This is a genomic window from Exilibacterium tricleocarpae (assembly GCF_007004655.1).
Lineage (GTDB): Bacteria > Pseudomonadota > Gammaproteobacteria > Pseudomonadales > Cellvibrionaceae > Exilibacterium > Exilibacterium tricleocarpae.
Window position 1 is genome coordinate 22406 of record NZ_ML660113.1, and the last position, 25229, is coordinate 47634.

24 protein-coding genes are annotated in these 25229 nt (G+C 53.4%); 17 read left to right on the forward strand and 7 right to left on the reverse strand.

Features of this window, described 5'->3' with window-relative positions; translation table 11 throughout:
* Window positions 1–143: 143 nt before the first annotated feature.
* A complete protein-coding gene (locus FKG94_RS26245) occupies window positions 144–665 on the reverse strand; it encodes a lactoylglutathione lyase family protein (RefSeq protein WP_142929920.1) in 522 nt (173 codons plus the stop codon).
* A 96-nt stretch (window positions 666–761) separates the two neighbouring features.
* Between FKG94_RS26245 and FKG94_RS26250 the strand changes: the two genes are divergently transcribed.
* The 4 genes from FKG94_RS26250 to FKG94_RS26265 all read left to right on the forward strand — a co-directional run bounded on the left by FKG94_RS26250 (window position 762) and on the right by FKG94_RS26265 (window position 2967).
* Window positions 762–1634: a LysR family transcriptional regulator gene (locus tag FKG94_RS26250; protein WP_142929921.1), complete on the forward strand. Its 873-nt coding sequence runs from the start codon at window positions 762–764 to the stop codon at window positions 1632–1634.
* A 99-nt stretch (window positions 1635–1733) separates the two neighbouring features.
* The gene (locus tag FKG94_RS26255; protein ID WP_142929922.1) at window positions 1734–2087 is read left to right on the forward strand and encodes a DUF6249 domain-containing protein; all 354 of its coding nucleotides are present in this window, start codon (window positions 1734–1736) and stop codon (window positions 2085–2087) included.
* Between the two features lie 15 nt (window positions 2088–2102).
* Complete coding sequence (locus FKG94_RS26260) at window positions 2103–2666, forward strand: RNA polymerase sigma factor (RefSeq protein ID WP_142929923.1); 564 nt, start codon at window positions 2103–2105, stop codon at window positions 2664–2666.
* Window positions 2647–2967, forward strand: coding sequence for a hypothetical protein (locus FKG94_RS26265; RefSeq protein ID WP_142929924.1), 321 nt, complete (start codon window positions 2647–2649; stop codon window positions 2965–2967). The genes FKG94_RS26260 and FKG94_RS26265 overlap by 20 nt, the downstream gene beginning before the upstream one ends.
* Before the next feature lie 179 nt (window positions 2968–3146).
* Here the strand turns inward: FKG94_RS26265 and FKG94_RS26270 are convergent, their stop codons facing one another.
* The gene (locus FKG94_RS26270; RefSeq protein WP_142929925.1) at window positions 3147–3686 is read right to left on the reverse strand and encodes a TrmH family RNA methyltransferase; all 540 of its coding nucleotides are present in this window, start codon (window positions 3684–3686) and stop codon (window positions 3147–3149) included.
* 135 nt (window positions 3687–3821) lie between these two features.
* Between FKG94_RS26270 and FKG94_RS26275 the strand changes: the two genes are divergently transcribed.
* The 8 genes from FKG94_RS26275 (at window position 3822) to FKG94_RS26310 (ending at window position 16129) form a co-directional block, all read left to right on the forward strand.
* The gene (locus FKG94_RS26275) at window positions 3822–5249 is read left to right on the forward strand and encodes a YfcC family protein (protein ID WP_142929926.1); all 1428 of its coding nucleotides are present in this window, start codon (window positions 3822–3824) and stop codon (window positions 5247–5249) included.
* A 376-nt stretch (window positions 5250–5625) separates the two neighbouring features.
* Window positions 5626–6441, forward strand: a complete 816-nt coding sequence (locus FKG94_RS26280; protein WP_179957824.1) for a helix-turn-helix domain-containing protein — start codon at window positions 5626–5628, stop codon at window positions 6439–6441.
* A gap of 276 nt (window positions 6442–6717) precedes the next feature.
* Entirely contained in the window at window positions 6718–8196 is a 1479-nt protein-coding gene (locus tag FKG94_RS26285) for a M81 family metallopeptidase (RefSeq protein WP_142929928.1), read from the forward strand.
* 207 nt (window positions 8197–8403) lie between these two features.
* Window positions 8404–9054, forward strand: coding sequence for an RNA polymerase sigma factor (locus FKG94_RS26290; RefSeq protein ID WP_142929929.1), 651 nt, complete (start codon window positions 8404–8406; stop codon window positions 9052–9054).
* Complete coding sequence (locus FKG94_RS26295; RefSeq protein WP_142929930.1) at window positions 9051–10118, forward strand: FecR family protein; 1068 nt, start codon at window positions 9051–9053, stop codon at window positions 10116–10118. The genes FKG94_RS26290 and FKG94_RS26295 overlap by 4 nt, the downstream gene beginning before the upstream one ends.
* A 202-nt stretch (window positions 10119–10320) precedes the next feature.
* Window positions 10321–13044: a TonB-dependent receptor gene (locus FKG94_RS26300; RefSeq protein WP_142929931.1), complete on the forward strand. Its 2724-nt coding sequence runs from the start codon at window positions 10321–10323 to the stop codon at window positions 13042–13044.
* A gap of 208 nt (window positions 13045–13252) precedes the next feature.
* Entirely contained in the window at window positions 13253–14419 is a 1167-nt protein-coding gene (locus FKG94_RS26305) for a DUF819 family protein (RefSeq protein ID WP_142929932.1), read from the forward strand.
* 48 nt (window positions 14420–14467) lie between these two features.
* A complete protein-coding gene (locus FKG94_RS26310) occupies window positions 14468–16129 on the forward strand; it encodes a serine hydrolase (RefSeq protein WP_142929933.1) in 1662 nt (553 codons plus the stop codon).
* 331 nt (window positions 16130–16460) lie between these two features.
* On the opposite strand, the gene FKG94_RS26315 is transcribed toward FKG94_RS26310, so the two are convergent.
* On the reverse strand, window positions 16461–17357 hold the full coding sequence (locus tag FKG94_RS26315) for a LysR substrate-binding domain-containing protein (protein WP_142929934.1): 897 nt from the start codon (window positions 17355–17357) through the stop codon (window positions 16461–16463).
* A gap of 136 nt (window positions 17358–17493) precedes the next feature.
* Between FKG94_RS26315 and FKG94_RS26320 the strand changes: the two genes are divergently transcribed.
* Together FKG94_RS26320 and FKG94_RS26325 are read left to right on the forward strand one after the other, a co-directional pair.
* A complete protein-coding gene (locus FKG94_RS26320) occupies window positions 17494–18441 on the forward strand; it encodes a glutathione S-transferase family protein (RefSeq protein WP_142929935.1) in 948 nt (315 codons plus the stop codon).
* Between the two features lie 43 nt (window positions 18442–18484).
* Window positions 18485–19375 carry a pirin family protein gene (locus FKG94_RS26325; protein WP_142929936.1) on the forward strand — a complete coding sequence of 297 codons (891 nt, stop codon included), beginning with the start codon at window positions 18485–18487 and terminating at the stop codon, window positions 19373–19375.
* On the opposite strand, the gene FKG94_RS26330 is transcribed toward FKG94_RS26325, so the two are convergent.
* Complete coding sequence (locus FKG94_RS26330; RefSeq protein ID WP_142929937.1) at window positions 19346–19645, reverse strand: hypothetical protein; 300 nt, start codon at window positions 19643–19645, stop codon at window positions 19346–19348. The two genes, FKG94_RS26325 and FKG94_RS26330, sit on opposite strands and share 30 nt — an antisense overlap.
* On the opposite strand from FKG94_RS26330, the gene FKG94_RS26335 reads away from it, so the two are divergent.
* Window positions 19621–20244 carry a glutathione S-transferase family protein gene (locus FKG94_RS26335; RefSeq protein ID WP_142929938.1) on the forward strand — a complete coding sequence of 208 codons (624 nt, stop codon included), beginning with the start codon at window positions 19621–19623 and terminating at the stop codon, window positions 20242–20244. The genes FKG94_RS26330 and FKG94_RS26335 overlap by 25 nt on opposite strands.
* A 41-nt stretch (window positions 20245–20285) precedes the next feature.
* Here FKG94_RS26335 and FKG94_RS26340 read toward each other — a convergent pair whose 3' ends face one another.
* Both FKG94_RS26340 and FKG94_RS26345 read right to left on the reverse strand, forming a co-directional pair.
* Window positions 20286–21281, reverse strand: a complete 996-nt coding sequence (locus tag FKG94_RS26340; protein ID WP_179957825.1) for a GGDEF domain-containing protein — start codon at window positions 21279–21281, stop codon at window positions 20286–20288.
* A 376-nt stretch (window positions 21282–21657) separates the two neighbouring features.
* A complete protein-coding gene (locus tag FKG94_RS26345) occupies window positions 21658–22476 on the reverse strand; it encodes an alpha/beta hydrolase (protein WP_142929940.1) in 819 nt (272 codons plus the stop codon).
* Window positions 22477–22865: 389 nt separating this feature from the next.
* Between FKG94_RS26345 and FKG94_RS26350 the strand changes: the two genes are divergently transcribed.
* Both FKG94_RS26350 and FKG94_RS26355 read left to right on the forward strand, forming a co-directional pair.
* Window positions 22866–23234: a PilZ domain-containing protein gene (locus FKG94_RS26350; RefSeq protein WP_142929941.1), complete on the forward strand. Its 369-nt coding sequence runs from the start codon at window positions 22866–22868 to the stop codon at window positions 23232–23234.
* Window positions 23235–23299: 65 nt separating this feature from the next.
* A complete protein-coding gene (locus FKG94_RS26355) occupies window positions 23300–23695 on the forward strand; it encodes a PilZ domain-containing protein (protein ID WP_142929942.1) in 396 nt (131 codons plus the stop codon).
* Between the two features lie 155 nt (window positions 23696–23850).
* Here FKG94_RS26355 and radA read toward each other — a convergent pair whose 3' ends face one another.
* Window positions 23851–25209, reverse strand: coding sequence for a DNA repair protein RadA (gene radA, locus FKG94_RS26360; RefSeq protein WP_142929943.1), 1359 nt, complete (start codon window positions 25207–25209; stop codon window positions 23851–23853).
* Between the last annotated feature and the right edge of the window lie 20 nt (window positions 25210–25229).

Sequence of the window (25229 nt, forward strand, 5' to 3'; positions counted from 1 at the left end):
TGTCCCCCGGCACGGCAAAGCGTCATAAGAAAGGTGACGGAAAGACTATTGCTTTTCCCCGCCGTCACCTTCGTCGCCGCAATAGCGTATTGGATACAGCCAAGGTTTGGGTATGAGCGGTTTACAGCCGTTTACTGCACCGCCTACTTATAAGCACCTGATGCATAGTGCAACTCATAACTATGGCTGTAGATCTCGAGAATATTGCCGAACGGGTCTTCCATATAAATCATTCGATAAGGCTTTTCACCGGGATAATAATACCGGGGTTTCTCCATTCGTTTCTTTCCCCCCGCAGCGACAATTTTCTCAGCCAGCCCCTCGACATCCGGGTCTTGGACACAGAAGTGAAATACGCCGGTTTTCCAGTACTCAAAATTGTCATCCGGGTTTTGTTGATTCCTGAATTGAAACAACTCGACACCGACTCGATCACCTGTTGATAAATGGGCGATCCTGAATGATTGCCACCCGGGCCCGAAGACATCGGTGCACATCTCACCGACGGCACTGTCATCCTCAACAATCTCGGTGGGCTCCATAATCAGGTACCACCCCAATACGTCGGTATAAAACTTGACTGCGGCCTCCAGGTCCGGCACTGAAATGCCGATATGGGAAAACGTCCGAGGATAGGGTTTGGTCTCTAGCTGCTGGTGTGTCATAGCGATTACTCCGTAGTGTCAATAATAGGTGCAGTGTACATAAACCAAAAAGCAACATAAAATTATCATTATTTATACAAATGATAATACTTTGTTATGATAAATCCTGTCTTCCTCCGTACCTTTATGGACCTGGTGGAAACCAACCATTTCACCCGCACCGCTGAGCGGCTGAACATGACCCAACCGGGCGTCAGCCAGCACATCAAAAAGCTTGAAGCACAGCTTGGCAAACCGTTGCTCAACCGTCATGGAAAAACATTCGACCTCACCACTGCGGGCGAGAGCCTTTATCAATACGGGCTGCGGCAAAGTGCAGCGGAAACTGAGTTGCGCAACAGTATCGCGGAAGACGACAGGCACAGCGGCCCGTGCAGGTTAGCCTGTTCCGGTTCAATGGCCATGCAGCTATACCCGCAATTGCTGGGCCTGCAAAAACAATTCCCAGGGATTACTGTACAGGTTGAGGCAGCGCCTAACTCAACCATTATCGAGCGGGTTCGCACCAACCGGTCCGATATGGGTATCGTCACCCAACCTGTTCGCGACCCCACACTACTGGAAGAACGGTTGGGTGAAGACCCACTTTGCCTGGCACTGCCCGCACAGGCGGATTCAGCGTGGGAATCTCTACTGCACTTGGGGTTTATCAACCATCCCGACGGCCACCACTATGCCATTCAGCTGTTGGAAGCCAATTTCCCGGAAACCTTTCTGGGTATGGACCATATAAGGGAATCCGGCTACGTTAACCAACTGAGCCAAATTCTGCTGCCTGTCTCGATGGGATTGGGGTTTACGGTTATTCCGCACTCCTCGCTGGATGCCTTCCCCTATCCCGCCTTAATCCGCAGCTCCCCGTTAGCCACCCGGGTTGATGAGACAGTTTACCTGGTCACCAAAAAATACCGGGCGCTGCCCTCAAGGTTCAGCCTGATCAGCGAAATCCTCGACGCTCAATGGGATTAGCTTATCTGCCAAAAGTATTGTGATACATTCATCCAAATCCAGTAGTCGATGTATCTAACTTATCAGTCCTGCCCATCTGATAACTACGGAAGAGACGTTATGAATGAAGATATATTAATACCAATAGCGGCTTTTGCCTCTTTTGCTGCAATCGTAATCACCTATTTTGCATACAACAGTAAGCATAAAATCGAGGTACAAAATACCATTCGTAAAGTGCTGGACAAAGGCGACAACCTCACTCCCGAGTTGTTGCAAAAATTAGGCACCTACAATTCACCTAGAGTTATGGATTTACGCAAAGGATTAGCTTTATGCGCCATCGGTGCCGCTGCGTTGTTGGCCGGCGGGGTGGTGGATGAGTTACGCACAGGTATCGCTTTTGGCGTGTTTCCCCTGTTACTCGGAATAGCGTTTTTAACAGTTTGGCGACTAAATCGTTACGATGATTAAGTTTACATAGTTATCATGAGTGATAATGAGCTTATAGCCCGGATCATCAATAACAATGACCACCAGGCATTTGCCGAGCTGATGCGCAACCACCAATCAACCATTCGACATTTTTTGCGGCGCTTAACAGCGGGCAATCATGCGTTGGCTGACGATATTGCACAAGACGTTTTCTTACTGGTGTTTCAAAAACTGGGCGGGTTTCGTGGCCAGGCCAGTTTTAGTACCTGGCTGCATAAAATCGCCTATCGTTGTTTTTTGAGAAACCAACAAAAGGCATATTACCGCCATGAAACAGAAGCGGTGGACAGCGTTTTACTAACCGTTTCGACTCAAGATGTAGAGGCCGATATCACCGTCGAAAGGCTGATGGCTTATTTAGAAACCAATGAACGCGTCTGTCTTACACTATCGTATAGTGTTGGCATGAGCCACAGTGAGATCAGCAACGCAACGAATCTCCCATTGGGTTCTGTGAAATCCTATATTAGTCATGGGAAAAGAAAGTTAGCAGAAAAGGTCAATGCCTCACAAAGGCAATCAAAAAGAGAAAAGATCTATGGACAGAATGCCAGATAATACGCAATTTATTGATGAGTCTCTTTTGCAAACACTACTGCAATACCATACACCGTTGACTGGCCGGGAATTTGCCAATGGTGTTTTGGCGAAAATCCATGCTGCCGAAAAAAAACGGCGCTGCATACTAATAAGCTCGGCACTATTGGGTATTATCATCGCGCTGCTACCAGCGCTGCAGTTGCTGCCAACTATCACATTATTTTTTAATATGTTCAGTTCATCGCCCTACCTTATAACACTGTTTACACTAGGGACTTTAAGTGGGGCAACCTGGTTATTCGTGTCGGCCCTCGATTAGCCTGATTCAAGCCTTAAAGCTGATTTTGTCTGTGCACGGTGACTTATATTAGGTAGCACTATGAGCGGTCTCGGTCGTGCCCACTGTCTTGTGCTGAAGCACCTAATCCTCTCCAACACCGGTGGTGCTGTTATAAACGACAAAATTTAATACATCGCGGCATTTTGTGTATTGCGCTTCTAACGTGGGTCGACCAGAAATTTTCCGAATCTCCTGGTAATTTCATAAGTTGCAATTGCGCAGGCTGTCGCTACATTCACGGAAGAATTGATACCGAGCATGGGTATATGAATGGTTTCGCCTGAGGCATCAAGCAGTTGTTGACCAACACCTTGGTTTTCAGACCCCAGAATCAAGCATATTTTGTCGTCCTGAGTTACCGACAATACTTCAATATCTTTGCTCGCAGTGGTGATTTCCAGGCTTGGTATGCTATAACCTGCTGCCTTCAGGCGCTCAACCACAGCCAGGGCATAAGAAACGGCATAATCGCAGATGTCGTAGGGAATATACTGACCGACAAATAAATAGCCGGTGTAATCAACAAACTGATCAGTCTCACGTCTGCTGAAAGCGCCGGAGTAAAACGCTTCCAACTCAGCAATCCGCCCTGCCAATGTCCAGCTGTAAGAGCGGTAGTTTTTTCGTCCAGCCTGGATCACGAGATCAATTGAGGGTTCTCCCTGTTCAATCGCAGCCGATGCTGTCGATCTTGCCAATTGACGCGTCTGATTTCATTGAACTTGTCGACCCAATCGCTGGCTTGCACATCCCAACATAACCCCTTAATCTGTCCTACCAGGTTGTCGGGCCGTTTCCGACAAAAACAAAAATTGCGACTAACGACAAACACCATGGCTCAACACTTTAAAGTTCCCCATACCCTGATTTTGCTGCTGTCAATGATGGTAGTGGCATATGTGGCTACCTGGCTGGTGCCGCAGGGCTTTTTTGAAACCCTTACCCTTGACAACGGCCGTCAGACTGTGGTGCCCGGCACCTTCACGCTGACGGAAGAACAGATTCGCCTTACGCCGATGGATTTTCTGGTAGCGCTGCCAAGGGCCTTTGCCAATGCCCAGGATGTCATCTTTTTTGTGCTGATAGTGGGCGGGGTGCTGGCCATAGCACGCGCCACGGGCACCATTGATGCATTGATTGGACGCCTGCTGGAACGCTTTGGCCACAAGCCCAATCTGTTGATCTTTATGGTGGTGTTTTGTTTTGCTTTGGCTTCCGGCGCTATCGGTACCGCAGGCGAGTACATCCCCTTTGTACTGATCCTGGTGGGTTTGTGTAAAGCCATGAAACTCGATGCCATGACCGCGGTGGGTATGACCGTTACCGGTTACGGTATCGGTTACGGAGTATCTGCCTTCAACCCGTTCACCGTCATGGTGGCACAAAACATTTCTGAGATCCCTATTTATTCAGGCATTGAACTGCGACTGGCTATATTTATTCCCTTCGTCTTGATTGGCTTTCATCACGTCTGGAGTTATGCCAAGCGAGTATTGGCAGACCCGGCAAACTCGATGACTGCCGACTTGCCCTGCCCGTTGGCTGACATGGAAGAGACCGACTGTCCAAAATTGAATTTTCGCCACAAGCTTATCCTGTTCGGACTGGCCGCCGTGATCGTAATTTCCGTGTGGGGGATTTCACAACAAGGCTGGTATTTGTACGAGTTGGGCGCCGTGTTTATTGCCTGGGGGATCTTTACCGCCATTGTCGGGCGACTGAGCGGCGATACCGCCGCCAACGAATTTATTGTCGGCGTCAAAGATCTGGCCAGTACTGCTGTGCTGATCGGTGTGGCACGGGGTATTGCCCTTATCATGGAAGATGGACAGATCCTGCACTCGCTGGTGCACGGTATGTCACAACCACTCTCTCACCTGGGGGCTGAATTTGCCGCCGTCGGTATGTTCGTGATGCAAACCCTGCTGAATCTGTTTATCCCTTCCGGCAGTGGCCAGGCCTATGTGACCATTCCATTGCTGGCACCAGTGGGCGATTTGATTGGGGTTTATCGCCAGGTGGTGGTGCTGGCCTATCAGTTCGGTGACGGCTTCTCCAATATGATCATCCCCACGAATGCGGTGCTGATGGGTATTATCGGTATGGCCGGTGTGCCCTACCACCTGTGGTTCCGGTTCTGCCTGCCGCTGCTTATCAAACTGATGTTGGCCGCCTCGGTGGTGCTGGTGTTGGCAGTCAGCTTTGATTACGGCGCGAACGTGCAACCCACTGCCGGGCTCGAACAGGAAGCGACACCCTAGCCCCGCTTTGCTGCCACTGTGTGCAAGGCATGGTGGCAGCCTTGAGAGATCCCCCCGGGAATTAATGCCACCGGCTCAGTACAGATGAGTCTCCAGCGGGAAAAAACCTCAGCTAAAATCAAAAAAAATTGCAGAAAACTTTTACTATTAATAAGCATGCCGTCAAAAAAGCCTTTATTTTCAATCCACTAAGAACGATGTCAGCAAGGCGGCAACCACAGAGTGCAAAGAAATAATGCACAATGCTCGCCTTGTCCGAGCCGTTCTCTGTTGTTTAACAAAAAACAATTGACATACAATGTCGATAAGCCACCTGCACTCAGCTTAAGCGCCAACAGCGTCACCTAGCTTCAAACTCGATAAAAAGAGCATGCCCATGCAGAAAGACTTTATGAAAAACCTGGCCCTGCTGTGCAGTTACTACAATTCTGTTTCCGAAGTTTGTCGGCGAACACACATTCACCGCTCTCAATTCAATAAATACCTGAACGGCGAGTCCTTTCCTGCGCGCCACACGCTGCGCAAAATATGCGATTTTTTCGGTGTTGAAGACCACGAAATCTTATCGCCCACCGATCAACTAAAAAAAATCCTGCGGGTTAGCCCACGCAACGCCAGTGAGAATTCCAGCCCGGTTTATGTTGAGCACATCGCCTATCTGCGGCATATCAGCGCCGATATCCTCGCCCGGTATGCGGGCTTTTATTTTGAGTATTACTACTCAATGACCTATCCGGACTCTATACTGCGGGCGTTAGTACATTTGCGTTGGGATGGTGAAGCCGCCTATTTCACGCGGACCGAAAGGCTAACTCGGCAAGGCAGCTCAGAACACAGTTTTAGATGCCGATACAAAGGGATGGCTTTTTACCTTGCCGATCGTTTGTTTTTGCAGGACTATGAGTCGTTGACTCAAAATGAAATATGCCAGACGGTACTTTTCCCCTCCTACAAAAGTAGGACCACCTACTTAACAGGGCTCAAGCTGGGGGTAGCTGCGCAAAGCCGCCGCCCGCCCACATGTACCCGTGTGGTTTACGAATTTTTGGGGCGGGATGTTAATGTTAAACCTGTGCTGAGACGTTGCGGTTTGTTTGACAACGCATCTACAGACATTGCAGCAGATATTAAATCTCTGATTGATAACGCCATTTTACAAGGTGATCGACATTTTTCGGCGCTGGCACTGTAGTGTATGAAACCTTCTCATGCGACGACTTTGTCCTGTCTTAATTCGTCAAAGGGCCGTGATAGCTCTACTTCACCCGCGATTCCCTGGACACTCCATGTTGAATAGTTAGGGAAAACAGCGAGTGGTTTTATTGAACTCCAACGCTCAAGTCATCGTTCATATTATTGCTAAGTCTTTACATAGTGTTGTGACAAGTTCGCCCGGCAACTGATTAGTCCGGCATTTTCCACCGGCGATAACATTAAATCCGCATTCAAAAGGAGTTAAGTAAGCACCATGAAAATATTTGCCGCCGCGCTGGTCCAGGAAACCAATACTTTCTCTCCACTTTCGACAACGTTGGATGATTTCACATTGGTGCGCGAAGTCGATATTGTCGAAGGCAACAGCTCCTTTGATGATATCGAGCCTTTTTCACGCTGGCTGCAACGGGCCTGTGAGCAAGGCTGCGAATTGCTGTTCGGCGGCTGTTTCTTTGCACAGCCTTCCGGCCCTGTTGCGCTGCCTGTTTACGAGGGTTTGCGAAACGAGTTATTAGCCGAATTGGTTGCTGCGGGTGAAGTCGATATTGTTCTGTTATATTTGCATGGGGCAATGGTCGCCTATGGCATTGATGATTGCGAAGGTGATTTTATTCAGCGGGTCAGGACATGCGTCGGTGAGGACACCGTTATCGCCGTTGAAATAGATCTGCATGCCCATCTCACCGATCGAATGCTGGCTTACAGTGACCTGATAATCTCTTTTAAGGAGTACCCCCATATCGACATCGCAGAGCGTGGAGCTGAGCTGTTTGACCATGCCATAAGCGCCGCCAACCGGCGTATCAAGCCGGCGATGGCAGTATTTGATTGCAAGATGATGGGAATGTATCCCACCTCCGCGCCGGTAATGAAACAATTTGTCGATTCACTGACAGAAGCTGAAAACCGGGATAATGTGCTGTCAGTCTCGTTTGTGCACGGCTTTCCTTTTGGGGATGTGGAACAGGCAGGCGCAAAGATGTTGGTGGTAACCAATGATGATCCAGCGGCTGCGAAAGCGCTGGCCGATAAACTTGGCAAGACAGCGTATGCCCATCGGTATGATATTGGTTTTAAGTCACTGCGGATGCAGGACGCCTTAAACCTGGCTTTAACCGCCAGCAAGGCGGCTGCCAGCGGTCCGGTTGTGGTTGCCGACCAATCGGATAATGTCGGTGCAGGCGCGCCGGGAGACGCAACCTACGCACTGGAGTGGCTATTGAATAAAGGAGGAACAAACGCCGCACTGGGCATTTTTTACGACCCGGACGTGGTCGCACAAGCCCTGTTGGCCGGCCCGGGGCAAACGATATCCGTCAATTTGGGCGGTAAGATGGGCAGTTTCTCGGGCAATACGCTTGAACTGGTCGCCGCTGTCAGCGGTATAAAAAGGAACTATAACCACCTCTGGCCGCAACGCGGCAGTGCAGCGGTGAAATATCCTGCGGGTGATGTTATTGCATTGCGCTATAAGAGCATTGATATTATTGTCAGCAGCAAAAGGGTTCAATGCTTTGCGCCGGGCATCTTTGCCGACCTGGGTGTTGATGTTACCGACAAGGATGTATTGATTGTTAAATCTACACAGCACTTTCAAGGAGCTTTTTCAGCGATAGCCAGTCGTATTATCTATATGGCTGCACCGGGAGCCGTATCGCCTGACATCCTAGCAATACCCTATAAAAAAATGCCGACCCAAGACAAATTTCCCTGGAATGAACGCAATGGTTAATCTTCTCACCCCGCCATAAACGCGATGATTAGCTTGTCAGTGCATGAAGTTAGCGAGTAAGATATTGACACTGCTATGCAGGCGACAGCACTGCAGGACCCCGCAGAGGCCGTTGGTACACCAGGATTGTAATAAAATGAGACAGGTTGCTGGTTGGCAATAACTGGTATTCGGTACTGGTTAGCAATTGAGAATGGTTAGTCTGTTATGGCTGAAGAAAAACCCCATAAGTCCCTGGACAAATCCTCCTCTATCACCGAGGCCTTTATCAAACATGAGTCGTTTTTAAAGCGCTACCTGTCCCGTTTTCTGTCTCGAACCCAGGATATCGAAGATGTCGTTCAGGAGACCTATCTCAAGTCCTACATGGCGGAAAAAAAGCGTGAAATTCACTCCCCTAAAGCATTTTTATTTCGTGTTGCCCGCAATGCGGCACTGAAAGAACTGACAAAAAAGTCACGCCAGATCGTCAATTATATTGAGGACAACAATACGCCGGAGCCCATGTCTGATGAGGATTCCGTGGAGGACCTTACTCTGGCAAAGCAAAAACTCGGACTATTTTGTCAGTCCGCCCTGGAAATGACGCCCCGCTGCCGCCGTGTATTTCTGATGGCAAAGGTATACGGTTTTTCCTATAAGGAAATCTCAGCGCAAATGGATATCTCGGTCAGTGCCGTTGAAAAGCAGGTAGCCAAAGGACTGGAGATTTGCAGCAACTATATGGCTCGCATGGAACAGCTTGCCCCAAAAGAGGGCGCAGCGCCCGGGGATGGCACAGAAAAGACGGCGCGCTCCGCAAATACCGCGGTTGTGGAACTGTTCAGGAAAAAAGTGCGGGGCAAAAATGACCCATGACTGATATAGGTGCGCAAAAAATCAATAAAGAGGCCTGCGCCTGGATAGCAAAGCTACATGGTGCGGCACCGTCTCGGCAGGAACGGGAGGATTTGCGTGCCTGGATAGCGCAAAGCTCCGCACACCAGAGCGAAATCCGGCGTGTTGCTAAACTGTGGGGTGAACTCGATGTGCTTACTGAGTTGGCCGTTGCTGTAGAGGCGCCTGCAAAGAAAGCCAGGTGGAATGTTGGGGGTTTATCCCTGTTGCTGCACCACCGAGTGCTTATAGGTGCGGTGGGCTGTGCCGCGTTAGGACTCATGGCTATTCTATTCATACCCTTCAAATCTGCTAACCCGGCCCAGCAAGTCGTGTATACAACGATGGTTGGAGAACAGCAGCTGATTACACTGGACGATGGCTCCACAGTACTGCTCAATACCAACAGCCAGGCAACCGTGGATTACACCTCGGCGGCCAGGACTATTTACCTGGACCGGGGCCAGGCCCATTTTGATGTGACCTCGAATCCGGCTCGTCCCTTTCGTGTATTCGCCGACCGGGGTATGGTTCGTGCTGTCGGCACCGCGTTTTCGGTTTACCTCAAAGGCACATTGATGGAAGTCACCGTTACAGAGGGCGCCGTCGAACTCAGTGCTGTTGATAAACCTGTTGTAGATAGTAAGACTTTGTTTGGAACATCGACTGTTGCCGGGGTGGAAAAACTGGTTGTGGTAAAGGCCGGGCAAAATGTCACCTTCGATCAGCAGGTAAAAGCGATTGAGTCAATGGAAACCGTCGATGCTACGGCCATATCCCGCAAGCTTTCCTGGCGTGAAGGCTTATTGAAATTCTCCGGTGCTCCCTTGCATGATGTTGTCGAGGAGATCAGCCGTTATACCGATATTTCTATTGTCATACTGGATCCCGGTATACGTGATCTACGGATCGGAGGTTTGTTCAGCGTAGGGGAAGTCGAGAAAATGTTTGAGGCGCTGGAATTCAGCTTTGGTGTACGGGTCGATCGCATCAATGAGAATCTCGTTCATCTGGCGGCAGCGACGCCCGATACTCCCTCCCAATAACACGAATAAATTACTGTTAAACTCGGTGTTGACTTCCAATGCAACGCTATCAGCAAACACAGAATAACCATCAGCACCAGCGCCGCTGGTTACGCCACAGACCACTGAAACAGGGCCAACTAGACAGCGCCCCAGGCGTACTTGACTAAAAACACTCCTACCCGTCTAAGCAGGTAGCAAAAGGGGGGATTTGCGATTTTTTATGTTTTCACCTGAGGATTTTTTTCGCTGGAGACTCATCTCTATCGTAAGGCCGCAACGAAGAGCACCTAAAGTGCTCCTGAGCGGGACAATAGTTGGGAAAAAATCGTCACACTTGTTGTTGACAGTTACTGTGCTGGCACTGTGCATGGCAGGGTTGCTTTCGGGCCCGACCAAAGCAGAGCCGGTGCCGGCGTATAAATTTGATATTGCCCGGCAAAGTGTCGAAACGGCGTTGGAGGCGCTGGCAACGCAAGTGGGCGTTCTGCTCTTATTTCCCTACGACCCTGTTCTTTCTGTAGATGCCAATGCCGTGAAGGGTGTGTACAGCGTCAGACAGGCGCTGGATATTCTGCTTCAGGGCACCGGGCTCTCAGGCGACCTTACAGAGGGCGGAGTCATTACGGTTTCGCATGCGCGGTCTGACAGGAACCTGGGGAAACCGATGAACAGCAAGAAAACCAAAAAATCATTTTTTTCCGGTCTCACGGCACTATTTGCAGCAATAGCTGCGGCCAATCAAGCGGCCGGTCAAAATACCGAAAACACTGGCCTGTTAATTGAGGAAATAGTGGTAACCGCGCAGAAGCGGGAACAAAGCCTGCAGGATACCGCGATGAGTGTGAGCGCACTCGGCACAACGGAAATTGAACGTCGCAATCTCGTCAGTATGGACGATTACCTGAGCACCATTCCCGGCGTCAACGTGGCTGCCGAAGGGGTGGGCATTAACCGCATTACTATTCGTGGTGTCAGGGCCAGCGGCAGTGAAGATTCCACGGTTGGGGTCTTCTTTGGCGAAGTACCTTTAAATACCGTTATTAACGGTTCCGCTGTCGATATGAAAATGGTTGACCTCAATCGCGTGGAGATACTGCGTGGCCCACAGGGGACCCTCTTTGGTTCGGGTAGTATGTCCGGCGCTGTGCGCAGCATACCGGAGGCGCCAAATCTCGAAAGACTGGAGGGCTCGCTGGAAGCGGGTTTTTCATCGACCGCAGAAAGCGGCGGTAGCAACAATGAAACTGTTGGCGTGTTGAATCTACCGTTGATTCAAGACAAACTTGCTTTACGCATGGTCGCTTATCGATTTGATAACAGCGGTTTTATCGACAACGTCGCTGCCAGTGATCCCGACGCTATTGCTTTTGCGGAAACGTTTGGTGTCGACCTGATTACCGAGAGCGGTATTGGTAGTTCAGAGTACACCGGCGGCAGGGTCAGTATGCTGTGGAAACCTACCGATGCATTGGCGGTAACATTCATTCAAGCCTGGCAGGAGCTGGAACAGAACGAAGGATTCCAAAACGTCAATCTGGACCTGGATGACTATCAAGCCAAGCCGGTGCAAATTGGCAGCCTCAACGGTGGTGATCAATTCCGCGACGACGAAATTCAGTTAAGCAGCCTGGTAATTGAGTACGACTTTGGCTGGGGGACGCTATTATCGAGCACCAGCAAAACCAGCGGTGGTGGCTTGAAAGCGGTAGATCTTGCCTCCGGTGCATTGGGTCTGGCGCTGGTGCAGGTAACGGATGAGGACCGCGATCTGTTTGCACAGGAGGTGCGCTTTGTTTCTTCCTGGGACAGCCCGTTTCAGCTACTGGCCGGTGTTTACTATGAAGAGGTCGAGCAAGTACTGGATAGCGATGCGCCCTGGTATGGTGATCTGGACGCCATTGGTATTCCGTTTGGCGGCGGGCTTGGTACTGATCCTAATGATGTTTTTCACGAAGACTCGGTATTTACCAATGATCAAACGGCTGTGTTTAGTGAGTTATCCTATCAGTTGAATGAGCAGTTTAAAGTCACGGTTGGCGGCCGCTGGTTTGATTATGAGCGCCGCGAAAACGTGCTTCAAAGTGGGGCCTTGGGCAGCGGTATACGCGAAGATCAGCGAGCCAGTGAAAAAGATATCAGCTTTAAGAGCAATCTCAGCTACACCCCGACTGATGACCTGCTGTTCTATGCGCAATGGGCGCAGGGGTTTCGTATTGGTGCGCCGGTGACACCAGCTCCGGCCGCTACTTGTGATAGATTTGATGCGGCCGGCAACCCCGGCCCGGATGGCTTCCTTGATGGCACTAACATCACGATTGACAATGACTCAGTAGAACCTGATGAGCTGGACAATTATGAACTGGGGGCAAAGTTTTCCCTGTTGAATGAACGGCTGCAAACCCGCTTGGCGCTCTACCGAATTGACTGGACAGGTCTACCTGTCTCTGTACGGGCAACACCCGACTGCGGATTTAGTGTACTGGCCAACGCCGGTGAAGCTCGCATCGAAGGGGTTGAGTTGGAATTGAGTTATTACATTACAGACAACTGGAAGTTTGACCTTGGCCTGTCATCCTCTGAAGCCGAGCTGACTCAAGACAGCTCGCTGGGGGAAAAGGGAACGCGGTTACCCGGCGCACCGGAATTAAATGCCAGCCTCGGTTTGGAGTTTAGCTTTAAGCTTGCCGGCAACGCCGCCTTTGCCCGTGCCAATTATGCCTATGTGGACAAATACCGGGATGACATAGGTGCTCGGTTCACCGAAGCTGGTGGTTATCACAAGCTCGATACCAGAGCCGGGGTTTCACTTAATGCTGTCGATGTATCCCTGTATGCCACCAATCTGCTAAATGAGAATGCGCTGACCAGTGTGGTTGGCGATCCTACTCTTGCCTTTCAAATGCGGCCCCGAACAATCGGGGTTGACGTAAAGTACCTGTTTTAACTTCTCTTAGTCTCTTTTTCTTTTAAACGGTAAATGTTGGTTCGGTTGTTCGGTTTAGGCCGGCGTCCGGACCAAACGTTCACCGTCTAACCCGGGCAGAGCATTGCAGCTTTAGAGAAAGCAGTTGTAATAACGAACCGTAAAACAGTCTCATCACCAATAGAGCGAGTTTTGACATGTGGCACTCTACGGATAGCGGAGAGTATTTATGCTGGCCCAGCCGTTAATTAGCGCCGATTGGAGTTTTGCGCTATGGGCGGTATTAGTGCTGCTGGCAACTTTTGGCTTTTGGGCCGATACCACGAAAGTTGGCAGTAATATTTCCGGGGCCGCAGCGGTGCTTGTTGCGGCGATGATGCTGTCCAATATCGGTATAGTGCCAAAAGAGGCCGCTACCTACAGTGTTGTCTGGTCCTATTTGGTGCCGCTTGCGATACCACTGCTGCTGTTTAAGGCAGATTTGAGAAGGGTGATTGCGGAAACCAAAGGTATGATGGCAGCGTTTTTCCTGGGAGCCACGGGCACGGTAGCAGGCGTGTTAATTGGCTACTTCCTGTTGCCACTGGGGGAACAGGCTGCAGAACTTGTCGGCGTGTTTAGTGCAAGCTATATCGGCGGGTCCATGAACCTGATCGCGGTGACACAAGCGGTCGGGCTGGACCCCTCACTGGCGACGGCCAGCATTGCTGTGGACAACGTGATCATCGTTATCTATCTGGCGCTTTTGGCCACTATGCCATCGCTCGTTATAGTTCAGCGGTGGTTTAGCCATTCGCCTGTGCCTGCACCCGCCAGCCCGGTAGCAGGGGTGGCTGGCGGTGACGTAAATCGACAACAAAAGCCGCAGCCGGCAGTTATGGACCTCAAGCATATCGGACTTGCTCTCGGCTTGTCGTTTACCATTTGTACCTGCGGTAACGCGCTGGCCGCCTACTTTGGTGTGGCCGGTTACAGCATTATGTTTATCACCGCGATCACCATTGTCGTGGCCAATCTGTTTGCCGGACAGCTTAAGAAGCTCAGAGGTGACTACGAGATAGGTTTGTTTTTTATGTACCTGTTCTTCGCCGCTATTGGGATCGGTGCGGATTTGATGTCGATGGTGGACAAGGCCGCCGTTATTAGCGCCCTGGGTATTATCGTCATTGTCTGTCATGCAGTAGTGATTTTCGCAGGTTCCAAGTATTTCAAGCTTGATCTCATGGACGCGGTGATTGCTTCCAATGCCTGTGCCGCCGGCCCCGCCAGCGCGGCAGCCCTCGCCGCCGGTAAAGGACGCACTGATTTGGTGGCACCCGCAGTTCTGTTGGGCGTCTTTGGTTATAGCATCGCCAACTTTATTGGTGTTGGACTTACCGGCTGGCTGGGACACTAAATATTGTACTAACGGATACCGCGATATTAACGGGCGCGGAGACTATTTATGAGAAAAACCATTCAAGCCACGGTGGTCTCCTTATCGTTATTGGCTGCTTTTACTATAGCTGCGGCCAGTGATTTAGCGACTGGTGATACAAAGACCAGTGCTGCAGAAACCAGAGCTACAAGGACAAAACAGGAAAAACCAGGCCTAAGCTCAGAACAAATTGACCAGCTTGTCACTCGTGTCATGGTGACATTTAATGTGCCGGGCGTTGCCGTGGGCATTGTCAAAGACGGCAAGATCGTTCATGCCAAAGGTTACGGCGTGCTGGAGGTCGGTAAAAAAGACAAGGTGAATGCGCAAACCCTGTTTGGCATTGCGTCTACCGGCAAAGCGTTTACCGCAGCGGCTTTGGCCCTTCTCGTGGATGCGGGAAAAATCACGTGGCATAGTAAAGTGATCGATCATATTCCTACCTTCCAGCTTTATGATCCCTGGGTCACCCGGGAGTTCACGGTTAAAGACCTGCTGATTCACAATAGCGGCTTGGGACCGGGGGCGGGAGATTTAATGTTTTGGCCTACCTCCAATTTTTCAAGAGAAGAGATTATAGCCAATATGAAGTATTTAAAACCGGCCGATAGTTTCCGCTCTGCCTATGCTTACAACAACCTGATGTATATTGTCGCCGGCGAAGTAATTGCCGCGGTATCCGGAATATCTTATGAGAACTTTATTGATCAATATATTTTGCAACCACTGGCAATGAACCATTGCGCAGCCAATCGCAGCCATCTGAAAAAACATAACAATGTTGCCGAGCCACATTTGATAAAAAACGGTGCTCCGGTAAAAACCGCCCGTCTCGAAGCCACCGTCTACGATCGGTCGGTGACAGCCGCAGCCGGTGGCATACAGTGCAGTATTCAGAGCATTCTTAAATGGCACGCCATGTTCCTTAACAAAGGACGCCTGCCAAACGGCGATCAATTCCTGTCCGAGCAACAGCAGGAAACTATAATGACACCCCACACATTGGTACCCGTTAAAAAAACCAGACGGGAGTGGTTTGGTACAAACTTTTCAACCTATGGCCTCGGTTGGTCACTGGAGGATTTTCATGGCTATAAACTGGCGTATCATTTTGGTGGCTTAACGGGTATGACCAGCGCCAATGCGATGATTCCCGAGCTAAAGCTCGGGGTCGCCATCTACACCAATCAACAGGCGGGCAATGATAAAACGGCGATCTTATATCCTATCCTGGAAGCATATATCACCGATGACAACACAGATTGGCCGCAGAAGCTCTACACCATGCAGCAAAAAGAAATAGCCGAAGCCGCGGAGACTACCGTGTTTTCAGACCAGCCTGACTACAAGCTGATAGGATCAATTGAACGCTATGCGGACACCTATAAAGACCCCTGGTTCGGCAAGGTTGTGATTTCCTTACCGAATAATAGGAAGGCAAGTCAGGAGTTGTCTTTTAAATCCGACCGCTCAACGGTCTGGCAGGGAAAAATGGTGCCGCTGGCATCAGACTTATTCGTCGTACGCTGGAATGATCGCGCACTGAATGCCGACGCTTATGTGAAATTTTCGATAGACTTTGCAGGCAGGCCGAAAGGTTTCACCATGAAAGCGGTGTCGCCACTTACTGACTTCAGTTTTGACTTTCATGACCTGAATTTTACAAGACTTAACCGTGTAAGGCAGTAACGATAGCAATGAAATCTGCCAAAAACCAAAAAATTTAGTCCGGTTTTTTCCTGTTTTATAAATTAGGACGACTATCCCTCTATCCCCCGATAACTTGCAACCCATGCAGATTAGCGAAGAAATAATGTCACCGGCATTGCCTGCTGCATATCTAAAATGTTTGTGATTGTTGCTAAGCCTGCTATCTCCAACAGGGTATGGCTGCAGCATGCGCCACTGCGGAACAACGTGCAGAAGCAAAGTTGCGGGAGGAAAACGAGGAGGAAATTGAAGCACAGCGCCAGGCTTTACCGGATGCTGTGGCGCGGGCAGAAAAATAGGCTTATCAGGATTAGCGCCCCAACGCCGCAACACTGAGCCGCTCCACAAACCAGCCCAGCGCTTTCCCCTTGTTATTTGCTTTCCACACCAGATGCAGGGGCGAAGCGGTGGTCGGCTGCGCCAACGGTAGAGCCACCAGATCGCCGACGCGCAATTGTCGCTCGATCCGGTGCAGCGGCAGAAAACCGACGCCCAGTCCCTGTACCTGGGCATCGATTTTCTGCTGCACGGTAGGCACCCGCAACACCGCCTGCCGATCGAAAACGCGGCGCGTCAACGGCGGCAACCGGCGCGAGGAATCGCGTACCACCACCGCACGATAGGCCTGCAAATCCGCCGGCTCCAGCGGTCGCCCGAGAGCGATCAACGGGTGCCGGCGCGGCACCACGAACGCCCATTCGACCTGCATGATTTCCCGATAGCGCAATCCCCGGGTATTGGCAGGCGGCTCAGGGGCCGCCAGGGCCAGGTCGGCACGCTCCTCGATCACCGCCTCCCATGAGCCACCCAACACCTCCTCGTAAAGACTGATCTCGATATCGGGCTTGAGGTCATAAAAGGCCTGAATCTGCGGATAGATCACCGCGGTCGGCAAAATCGAATCGACGGCGATAGTGAGACAGGACTCCCAGCCGCTGCCGACCTGCCGGGTGGTCTCCACCAGCCGCTCGGCCGCCGCCAGCAGATCGCGCCCCTGCTCCAGCAGCACCCGCCCGGCCGGCGTCAGCACCGAGCGGCGCCCCTCGCGGCGAAACAGGGTGACATCGAGATCCTGTTCGAGCTTCCGCACCGTATAAGTAACCGCCGACGGCACCCGGTACAGGGCCGCCGCCGCGGCGGCGAAACTACCCTCGCGATCTATGGCATCCAGAACTTCTAGCGCATCCAGGGTCAATCGGGCAGTCATGGCTCGCTCAAACAATTATTCAGACAATTTGAATATAAAGGTCATTTTATTTCGATTTTTGTTTTTTATGCAATGCATATAATGGCTTCAACCAAGCAAATTTTTTGAAGTTTTAGATATCAAAGGCGGTTATATCATGGGCTTACTTGTCAAAGGCGAATGGCACACAGACTGGTATGACACCAGTGCTACCGGCGGCGAATTCGTGCGCCAGGACTCCCAATTCAGACATACCCTCAAGCCCGAGGCCGACGGCGACGGTTTTGTCGCCGAAGCCGGGCGTTACCACTTATTTGTTTCACTGGCCTGCCCCTGGGCCCATCGCACATTGATCCTGCGTAAATTGAAACGGCTGGAAGACGTTATCGGCGTCACTGTGGTCAAGCCCGAGATGCTCGAAAACGGCTGGGAAATCGCCGAGCCCGGACCCATTGCCGATATCCAGTATCTCTACCAGGTCTACACGACCGCCGACCCGCACTACAGCGGCCGGGTTACCGTACCGGTGCTGTGGGATAAGAAAACCGGGACCATTGTCAACAACGAGTCATCTGAAATTATTCGTCTGCTGAACTCGGCATTCAACGACTTCACCGACGTCAAGACCGACTACTACCCGTCGGCGTTGCGCGACGAAATAGACGCTGTCAACGCCACGGTTTACGACAATATCAATAACGGCGTCTACAAAGCGGGCTTCGCCACCACCCAACGCGCTTACGAAAGAGCGTTCGGCAAACTGTTTGCGACGCTCGATGACCTCGAACAGCGCCTGGACCAACGGCGCTACCTTGCCGGCGACCAGGTGACCGAAGCGGACTGGCGCCTGTTTACCACACTGATCCGCTTCGACAGCGTCTACCACGGTCACTTTAAAACCAATCTCCGGCGCATTGAGGATTACCCGAACCTGTCGAACTACCTGCGGGATTTGTATCAGCAACCCGGGGTGGCAGAGACGGTTAATTTCGACCATATCAAAACTCACTACTACTACAGCCACGACACCATCAACCCCACCCGGGTGGTACCCCTCGGGCCGCAGATCGAATATTCCACACCCCACGACCGGGATCGCTTCTAAAGTAGTCGCACTTTTTATCAACCTCACAGGGGAGAGCAGCGCCATGAGCAGCCAGACAGAACAACCGCGTGTCCTGACCAAACTGCAGCCGAGCGTGCCGGCTACCGACGGCGACGGTGTCAGTATTCAACGCAACGTCGCCCACGGCGCACCCCAGACGTTCGATCCGTTCCTGCTGCTGGACGAGATCGCCTCGGACGAAGCTGCGGACTATATCGGCGGCTTTCCCGAACACCCCCACCGCGGCTTCGAAACCGTTACCTATATGCTCGAGGGCACCATGAAACACCGCGACCACCTGGGTAATGAGGGACTGCTGGAGAGCGGCGGCGTGCAGTGGATGACCGCCGGGCGCGGCGTTCTGCACTCCGAAATGCCGCAGCAGGAATCCGGCCGCCTGCACGGTTTCCAGCTCTGGGTGAATCTGCCGGCAGCGCAAAAAATGACGGCGCCGCGTTATCGCGAATACAGCGCTGAGCAGATTCCCGCCATTGGCTTCGGCAGGGGCAACCTGGCCCGGGTGATCGCCGGCACCTTTACCTTTGCCGGGCAAACTGTCGCCGGGCCGGTGCAGGGTGTCAGTACCCAGCCCGACTATATCGACATGAATCTGAACGCCGGCGAGCAAGTCAGCTTACCTGTCGACCGCGGCAAGCGGGTATTAATCTACGTCTATCGCGGCCAACTGGCGATCGGCGCCGACGCCAGGCCCCTGCAACAACAACAGCTCGGCGAGTTGAGCAACGGCAACCGCATCGAATTTACCGCCACCGCCGACAGCGGACTCTTGTTGCTGGCCGGCAACCCCATCGGCGAGCCCGTGGTAAACTGGGGTCCTTTCGTGATGAACACCCGCGAGGAGATCGAACAGGCCATATCGGACTATCGCAATGGCAGGCTGGTCTCAGAAACAAGTCAACCTGCAACAAGTTAGCTCGAACACAAGCTGCTGCGAAAAATTGCCAAACGCGATGTCGATGTCGATGTCGATGTCGATGTCGATGTCGATGTCGATGTCGATGTCGATGTCGATGTCGATGTCGATGTCGATGTCGATGTCGATGTCGATGTCGATGTCGATGTCGATTATTGTCTTGGTCAAACGTCTATAGACTGCAATGCCGGATATTCGCCGGCAATGGGCAATCTTGGAAAACAATACCGTGTGAGGAACAGACCATGACGACGCTTTATGAATGGCCACCGACCCGCTCACAGCGCGCCAGGTGGGTGCTCGAAGAACTGGGGCTCGACTACGAGAGTCACCCCGTCAATCTCATGGAGGGAGACCAGCACGCCGATACCTATCGGGCCATACACCCGCTGGGCGTGGTCCCGGCGCTTGCGACCGACAGTTACACCCTGCTGGAGTCGGCCGCGATCGTGCTGCAACTGATCGATGAAAACCCGCAGACAAACCTGGCGCCCGCGGTGGGAAGTGCCGCGCGCGCCATTTATTACCAGTGGTGCATCTTCGCCTGCGCGGAACTGGACCCCTGCCTGATGATGTATTTCGACAATACCCTGCGCCCGCTCGAAGCCATGCGCCCACCGGGCACCGCCCACGACCCCGGTATCGCCGCCCGCGGGCGCGCAGATTTCGCCAGCCGTGCCGAGATGTTGTCGAAGGTGCTGGACGGGCGCGATTACCTGGTCGGCGGTAGTTTTTCCGGTGCCGATATCATGGTGGGCCACAGTTGCTTCATGGCCACCCATATGGAATTGATCGGTGATTATCCCGTGCTCGAAGGTTACTACCGGCGGCTGGCGCAGCGGCCGGGTCACCGGAAAGCCTACGGCTGAAAGTCATCGAGGGGCAAAACACAACCCAATGCGGCGCACCATCAGGTGTGCTTCTCCAGCGCAGCCAGTCCGCTGCAGACGCGGTTGCGCCCCTGTTCTTTCGCCTGGTACAACCACTTGTCAGCTTCGGCAACCATGCTTTCCCAGTCACCCTCGCAACCGCCCACCATAGCGGTAATGCCGGTGCTGCAGGTAACCGCCGCATAAGGGCTTTTACTGTGCGGCAGTCCCTCTTTAAAGAGTTGTTCCGTGGCCCGCTCACACACGGTTACCGCTTCCTGCAGCGGCGTTTCCGGCAATAGCAACAACAATTCCTCGCCGCCATAGCGGTACAGTCGGTCGGAGCTGCGCACCGATTTTTGTACCACTTTTACCACCGCCTTTAACGCCTCATCACCGGCCTGGTGGCCATAGTGATCGTTGTAATACTTGAAATAGTCGATATCCAGCAGCGCCAGCGCATAGGGGCGCTTGTAGCGCACCGCGTTGATATGGGTAAACTGCACGTCAACTTCCATGGAGCGCCGATTGCCGATACCCAGCAGACCATCCTGCAAAGACAACGCCTTGAGTTCCTCATTGGCCTCAGACAGCTCCCGGGTGCGCTCGCGGATGTGGTGCTCGATAATGTCACGCTGCTTTTCAATCGCATTGAAATGGGCCCGCGTCATATCCGCATAGGAGAGCACCCCCACCAGTTCATCGCGGGCGTTTACCACCGGCAGGTGGCGGATGTTGCGCGCCTGGGTAATCACCAGCGCCTCGTAGAGTGTGGCGTCCTCGTTAATACATACCGGCGGGGAGGACATAAAGTCCGCGACGTAAAAGGTGCGCGTCGGGCACATAACCAACAGTTCCGACAACACCTTGACCATATCCCGCTCGGTGATAATGCCCACTGGCCTGCTGTCGTCGGTGATGACCATGCAGGAGTATACATGCTCGTGCATCATGCGCACGACCTCGTCCAGGCTGGCATCGGCCGGGACACTTTTCACCGATACGGACATCAGCTCGTGAATGTAGACATGCTGCATAGATAACACCATTACTACCGTCGGGCCGGCACCCGACAATGGGGTATTGATTGTACGTTCGGGGGGCCGGCGGCGGTCCGACGGCAACGGCCGTTTTTCCGCCAACCGGTTAAAAATACAGTAGACCCTGAAATCATTTCCTTCAACCCGGTAATCCGCGCAAAGGGCAGGTGTCGATCAACCAAGCGGCGGACCTGCCCGGGAAAAGTATGGGGGATAGCAACAATCAGTGACTGCAACCGGCAGATTGCGCAACCAGAGGATCAGGAGACGCAGCCGACAAGCACTTTGAGCGCAGGCAAAAGGCGCCAAAGCGAAGAGAGGCTGGAAAGCGGAGAGAGGCCGAAAGCGGAGAGTACCCGGAACCCGAAAGGTGCTAAAGTTCAGCGCGACACAGATTCGACTGTGCCCTGACAGCTTCAGGATAGACCAGAGCCCGCCAACCCGCACGGTTAAACGGTCGCCACTCACCGCTGTCCCAGGCCAGGCGATCGGCGATCACATAGAGCACTGCGGGATTGACCCCCATGCCACAGTGACTGCCGTGGACTTCGATATTTTCGCTGTGCCGGCAACCGTTCAACTGCACGCAGGCGCGCCAGGACACCACGCCATCGCCGCGACTGTAGATGGCGCTGGCGGGCACCGGCGGCGCCTGCTCGATCAGCTCGCGCAGCCGTTCCATGTCCTCGAACTCGCTGCGCACCTGGGCATCGGGGTTCAACCGGTCGTATATTTTCCCCACCAAAGGTGCGGCACCATCGGGACCGCCAAACGGGCTGCCGAGTGTAATGACCTGGCGCACCAGCGCCGGGTTGCGGCGTGCCAACTCCCGCGCGTAAATCCCCCCCAGGCTCTGTCCGACGATGCTGACCGCCTGCCCGCTGCGCTCGTGAATATGGCGCAGGCGGTCTTCCACGCCCTGCAAGAGCCGTTGCCGAAAACCGCGGTTCAACCCCTGCGCCCAGGTTTCGGGTCGATAACCCCATTTGCGCAGGTAGCGGCGCAGCACGTAGGTGGAACCGTCAGTGGTGCCAAAGCCGGGAATCACCAGCACCGGCTGGCCGGCCCCCCGGGGCAGGGCCCGCAACAGCGGATTGGTCACCAGCAGCGATCGCATTTCGCCCGCTGCCCGCAGCATTTCCGTGACCCGCAAGACGGGTGAGGGGGGTTTTAAACCAGCAACCTTGTGCATACAGTTACCTCAGTATCGGCCGGCGCAGCTCGCTTTATCATAATTCTCTATCATTATTTTCAATAACACGAGCCAGGTTCATCGTTTTAGACTATTCATGTCGGCCCAGTTAAACACAGTTGGCAGGCCGGCGCAAAGCCTGGCAAGCTAACTGTCGCCCGCAACTGGTGCGGGCTCGGCGGGCCAACTAAACTGTGTTAAGACCACTTGTAAGCACGTTGTTAACCAAGTCTTTAACTTAGGTCCTTAACTTAGGTCCTTAACTTAGGTCTTTAACTTAGGTCTTTAACTACGCCGTTAGCTGCGTGACCAAACAGCGGTTAAGCCCCGGCAGCCCAGCGGGCGTAGTCGTGACCGGGATTTCGAGTGCAGACGAGAGGGCAGATAGTATGGCCACTAATGATCGGGAACGGCGCCTTTTCAGCCGTGTAAACTTCCAGGCCAGGGCCGATTTCCACCAGGGCGCACGCTCCTGGGAGGCGCAAGTGGAGGATGTCTCCCTGCAGGGGCTGATGGCGACCCTGCCCAGCGCCGATCGACCGGCAGCAACAGAAGCCGTGAGGGCGGTGATTCACCTGGCCGATGACACAGTGATTCAAATGAATCTGCGCCTGGCTCACACCAGGGGTGCACAAATGGGTTTTCGCTGCGAAAATATCGACCTTGACAGTATCGGGCACCTGCGCCGGCTGGTGGAACTCAACACCGGCAATCCGCGCAACTGCGAACAGGAGCTGGCAATGCTGGCCAGCGGTTAACGGCGGCGTCGGGGTTGGAGACAGACGCGCCACAAACGCTATTCAATTAGGGAAAACTGAACTCAATGACCTCAATCCTGACACCCGGCCGCGACCGGCGTTACTTCCCCAGGGTCGCTTACCGCGCCTACGCGACCCTGGTCACCACCCGCCAGCGCTGGCCGGTCCATATCCTGGATTTATCGTTCAATGGCGCCCTGGCCGCCCTGATCCACCGCCACGACCTGAAAGACGGTGAGGAGCTGATCCTGACCATCGAGCTGGACGATGGCGACAGCATTAAAATGCAGGGCAAGCTCTCCCACCAAAGGGCGCATTTCCTGGGGATCGAGTGCCGCGCCAGCGGTATCGACAACCAGGCGCGGCTGCGGGACCTGCTGGAGAAAAACAAGGAGACCACCGGCGACCCGGAGCGCAGCCTGGACACCATGCTCCACGAGCACGAAGAGAGCTACGACTAGGGCCTCTGTTCACACCGGCACGGGGTTCAGGCGCCTACTGTTGGCAGCGGTGCCTGGCGCCGCTCGGCCGGTATTGTTCAATATCGGTAGCCCCCAGTGAGGGCACGATAAATTCGCTCCCTCTCAAAAACCACCTGAAACAGCATGAACAAGTCTTAGAGCGCATCCAGCGCTTCGCTGAGCTTCTTGACCGCTACTACCTCCATACCGCCGATACCACCCTTGGGGGCGTTGGCAAACGGCACTATCGCCTTTTTAAAACCGTGCTTTGCCGCCTCGCGCAGGCGCTCCTGGCCGCTGGGTACCGGTCGAATTTCACCGGACAAACCCACCTCTCCAAACACCATCAGCTCCCGCGGCAACGGCCGGTCGCGAAAACTCGACACCACTGCCAGCAGCAGCGCCAGATCGGCGCTGGTTTCGACAACTTTGACACCGCCCACCACATTGACGAACACATCCTGATCTCCCACCAGCACCCCGCCGTGGCGGTGCAGGACCGCCAGCAGCATCGCTAACCGGTTTTGGTCCAGACCCACTGTGACCCGTCGCGGATTGCCAAAATGGCTGTCGTCCACCAGCGCCTGGATTTCCACCAGCAAGGGCCGGGTGCCCTCCCATACCACCATGACCACCGAGCCGGACGCCACCTGCTCGCCGCGCTGCAAAAAAATCGACGAGGGATTGGTCACCTCCTTCAGGCCCTGTTCTGTCATGGCAAACACGCCCAGTTCGTTGACGGCACCAAAGCGATTTTTATTGCCGCGCAGGGTGCGAAAGCGGGAGTCGTGCGCCCCGTCCAGCAAAATCGAACAGTCGATAATATGTTCCAGCACCTTGGGTCCCGCCAGGCTGCCGTCTTTGGTGACATGGCCCACCAATAGCAACACGGTACCGGCCTGCTTGGCATAGCGGGTCAGTTGCGCGGCGCTCTCGCGCACCTGGGAGACGCTGCCCGGGGCGGACTGGATATCGGCCATATGCATGACCTGAATGGAATCCACGACCATCGCCTGGGGATTGAGGCGTTGGGCAGTGGCGATAATCGCCTCGACACTGGTTTCGGACAGCATTTTCAGCCGGTCCGCCGGCAACCCCAAACGTTGTGCCCGCATGGCCACCTGTTGCAGCGACTCCTCGCCGGTGACATACAGGGCTTCTTTTTCCGTCGCCAGATGACACAGGGTCTGCAGCAGAAGTGTGGACTTACCAGCCCCCGGGTTGCCGCCGATCAGCACCACCGAGCCCGGCACCAGTCCGCCGCCGAGCACACGGTCAAACTCGACCGTACCCGAGGAAAATCGCGGCAGAGCCTGCAGGTCAATCTCCGCCAGCGTCTGCACCTCGCCGCCACCGGCGCCGGCATATCCAGCAAACGGTTTGGCACGCGCTGTGGCGCCCATTCGTACCTCGCTGAGGCTGTTCCAGGCGCCACACTCGGTGCACTGGCCCTGCCATTTACTGTAGTCCGCCCCGCAGTCGTTGCAGACGTAGGCGGTCTTGCTCTTAGCCACCCTATCCTCACATCAGTCAG

Excerpts from the sequence above, each read along its gene's own strand:
- FKG94_RS26290 (WP_142929929.1), top strand. The coding sequence starts at position 8,404 with ATGGCTGAAGAAAAACCCCATAAGTCCCTGGACAAATCCTCCTCTATC.
- FKG94_RS26260 (WP_142929923.1), top strand. The coding sequence starts at position 2,103 with ATGAGTGATAATGAGCTTATAGCCCGGATCATCAATAACAATGACCAC.
- FKG94_RS26265 (WP_142929924.1), top strand. The coding sequence starts at position 2,647 with ATGGACAGAATGCCAGATAATACGCAATTTATTGATGAGTCTCTTTTG.
- FKG94_RS26305 (WP_142929932.1), top strand. The coding sequence starts at position 13,253 with ATGCTGGCCCAGCCGTTAATTAGCGCCGATTGGAGTTTTGCGCTATGG.
- FKG94_RS26345 (WP_142929940.1), bottom strand. The coding sequence starts at position 22,476 with ATGCACAAGGTTGCTGGTTTAAAACCCCCCTCACCCGTCTTGCGGGTC.
- FKG94_RS26335 (WP_142929938.1), top strand. The coding sequence starts at position 19,621 with ATGACGACGCTTTATGAATGGCCACCGACCCGCTCACAGCGCGCCAGG.
- FKG94_RS26355 (WP_142929942.1), top strand. The coding sequence starts at position 23,300 with ATGACCTCAATCCTGACACCCGGCCGCGACCGGCGTTACTTCCCCAGG.
- FKG94_RS26250 (WP_142929921.1), top strand. The coding sequence starts at position 762 with ATGATAAATCCTGTCTTCCTCCGTACCTTTATGGACCTGGTGGAAACC.
- FKG94_RS26245 (WP_142929920.1), bottom strand. The coding sequence starts at position 665 with ATGACACACCAGCAGCTAGAGACCAAACCCTATCCTCGGACGTTTTCC.
- FKG94_RS26285 (WP_142929928.1), top strand. The coding sequence starts at position 6,718 with ATGAAAATATTTGCCGCCGCGCTGGTCCAGGAAACCAATACTTTCTCT.
- FKG94_RS26275 (WP_142929926.1), top strand. The coding sequence starts at position 3,822 with ATGGCTCAACACTTTAAAGTTCCCCATACCCTGATTTTGCTGCTGTCA.
- FKG94_RS26325 (WP_142929936.1), top strand. The coding sequence starts at position 18,485 with ATGAGCAGCCAGACAGAACAACCGCGTGTCCTGACCAAACTGCAGCCG.
- FKG94_RS26320 (WP_142929935.1), top strand. The coding sequence starts at position 17,494 with ATGGGCTTACTTGTCAAAGGCGAATGGCACACAGACTGGTATGACACC.
- FKG94_RS26255 (WP_142929922.1), top strand. The coding sequence starts at position 1,734 with ATGAATGAAGATATATTAATACCAATAGCGGCTTTTGCCTCTTTTGCT.
- FKG94_RS26295 (WP_142929930.1), top strand. The coding sequence starts at position 9,051 with ATGACTGATATAGGTGCGCAAAAAATCAATAAAGAGGCCTGCGCCTGG.
- FKG94_RS26350 (WP_142929941.1), top strand. The coding sequence starts at position 22,866 with ATGGCCACTAATGATCGGGAACGGCGCCTTTTCAGCCGTGTAAACTTC.
- FKG94_RS26310 (WP_142929933.1), top strand. The coding sequence starts at position 14,468 with ATGAGAAAAACCATTCAAGCCACGGTGGTCTCCTTATCGTTATTGGCT.
- FKG94_RS26280 (WP_179957824.1), top strand. The coding sequence starts at position 5,626 with ATGCAGAAAGACTTTATGAAAAACCTGGCCCTGCTGTGCAGTTACTAC.
- FKG94_RS26315 (WP_142929934.1), bottom strand. The coding sequence starts at position 17,357 with ATGACTGCCCGATTGACCCTGGATGCGCTAGAAGTTCTGGATGCCATA.
- FKG94_RS26340 (WP_179957825.1), bottom strand. The coding sequence starts at position 21,281 with ATGCAGCATGTCTACATTCACGAGCTGATGTCCGTATCGGTGAAAAGT.
- FKG94_RS26300 (WP_142929931.1), top strand. The coding sequence starts at position 10,321 with ATGTTTTCACCTGAGGATTTTTTTCGCTGGAGACTCATCTCTATCGTA.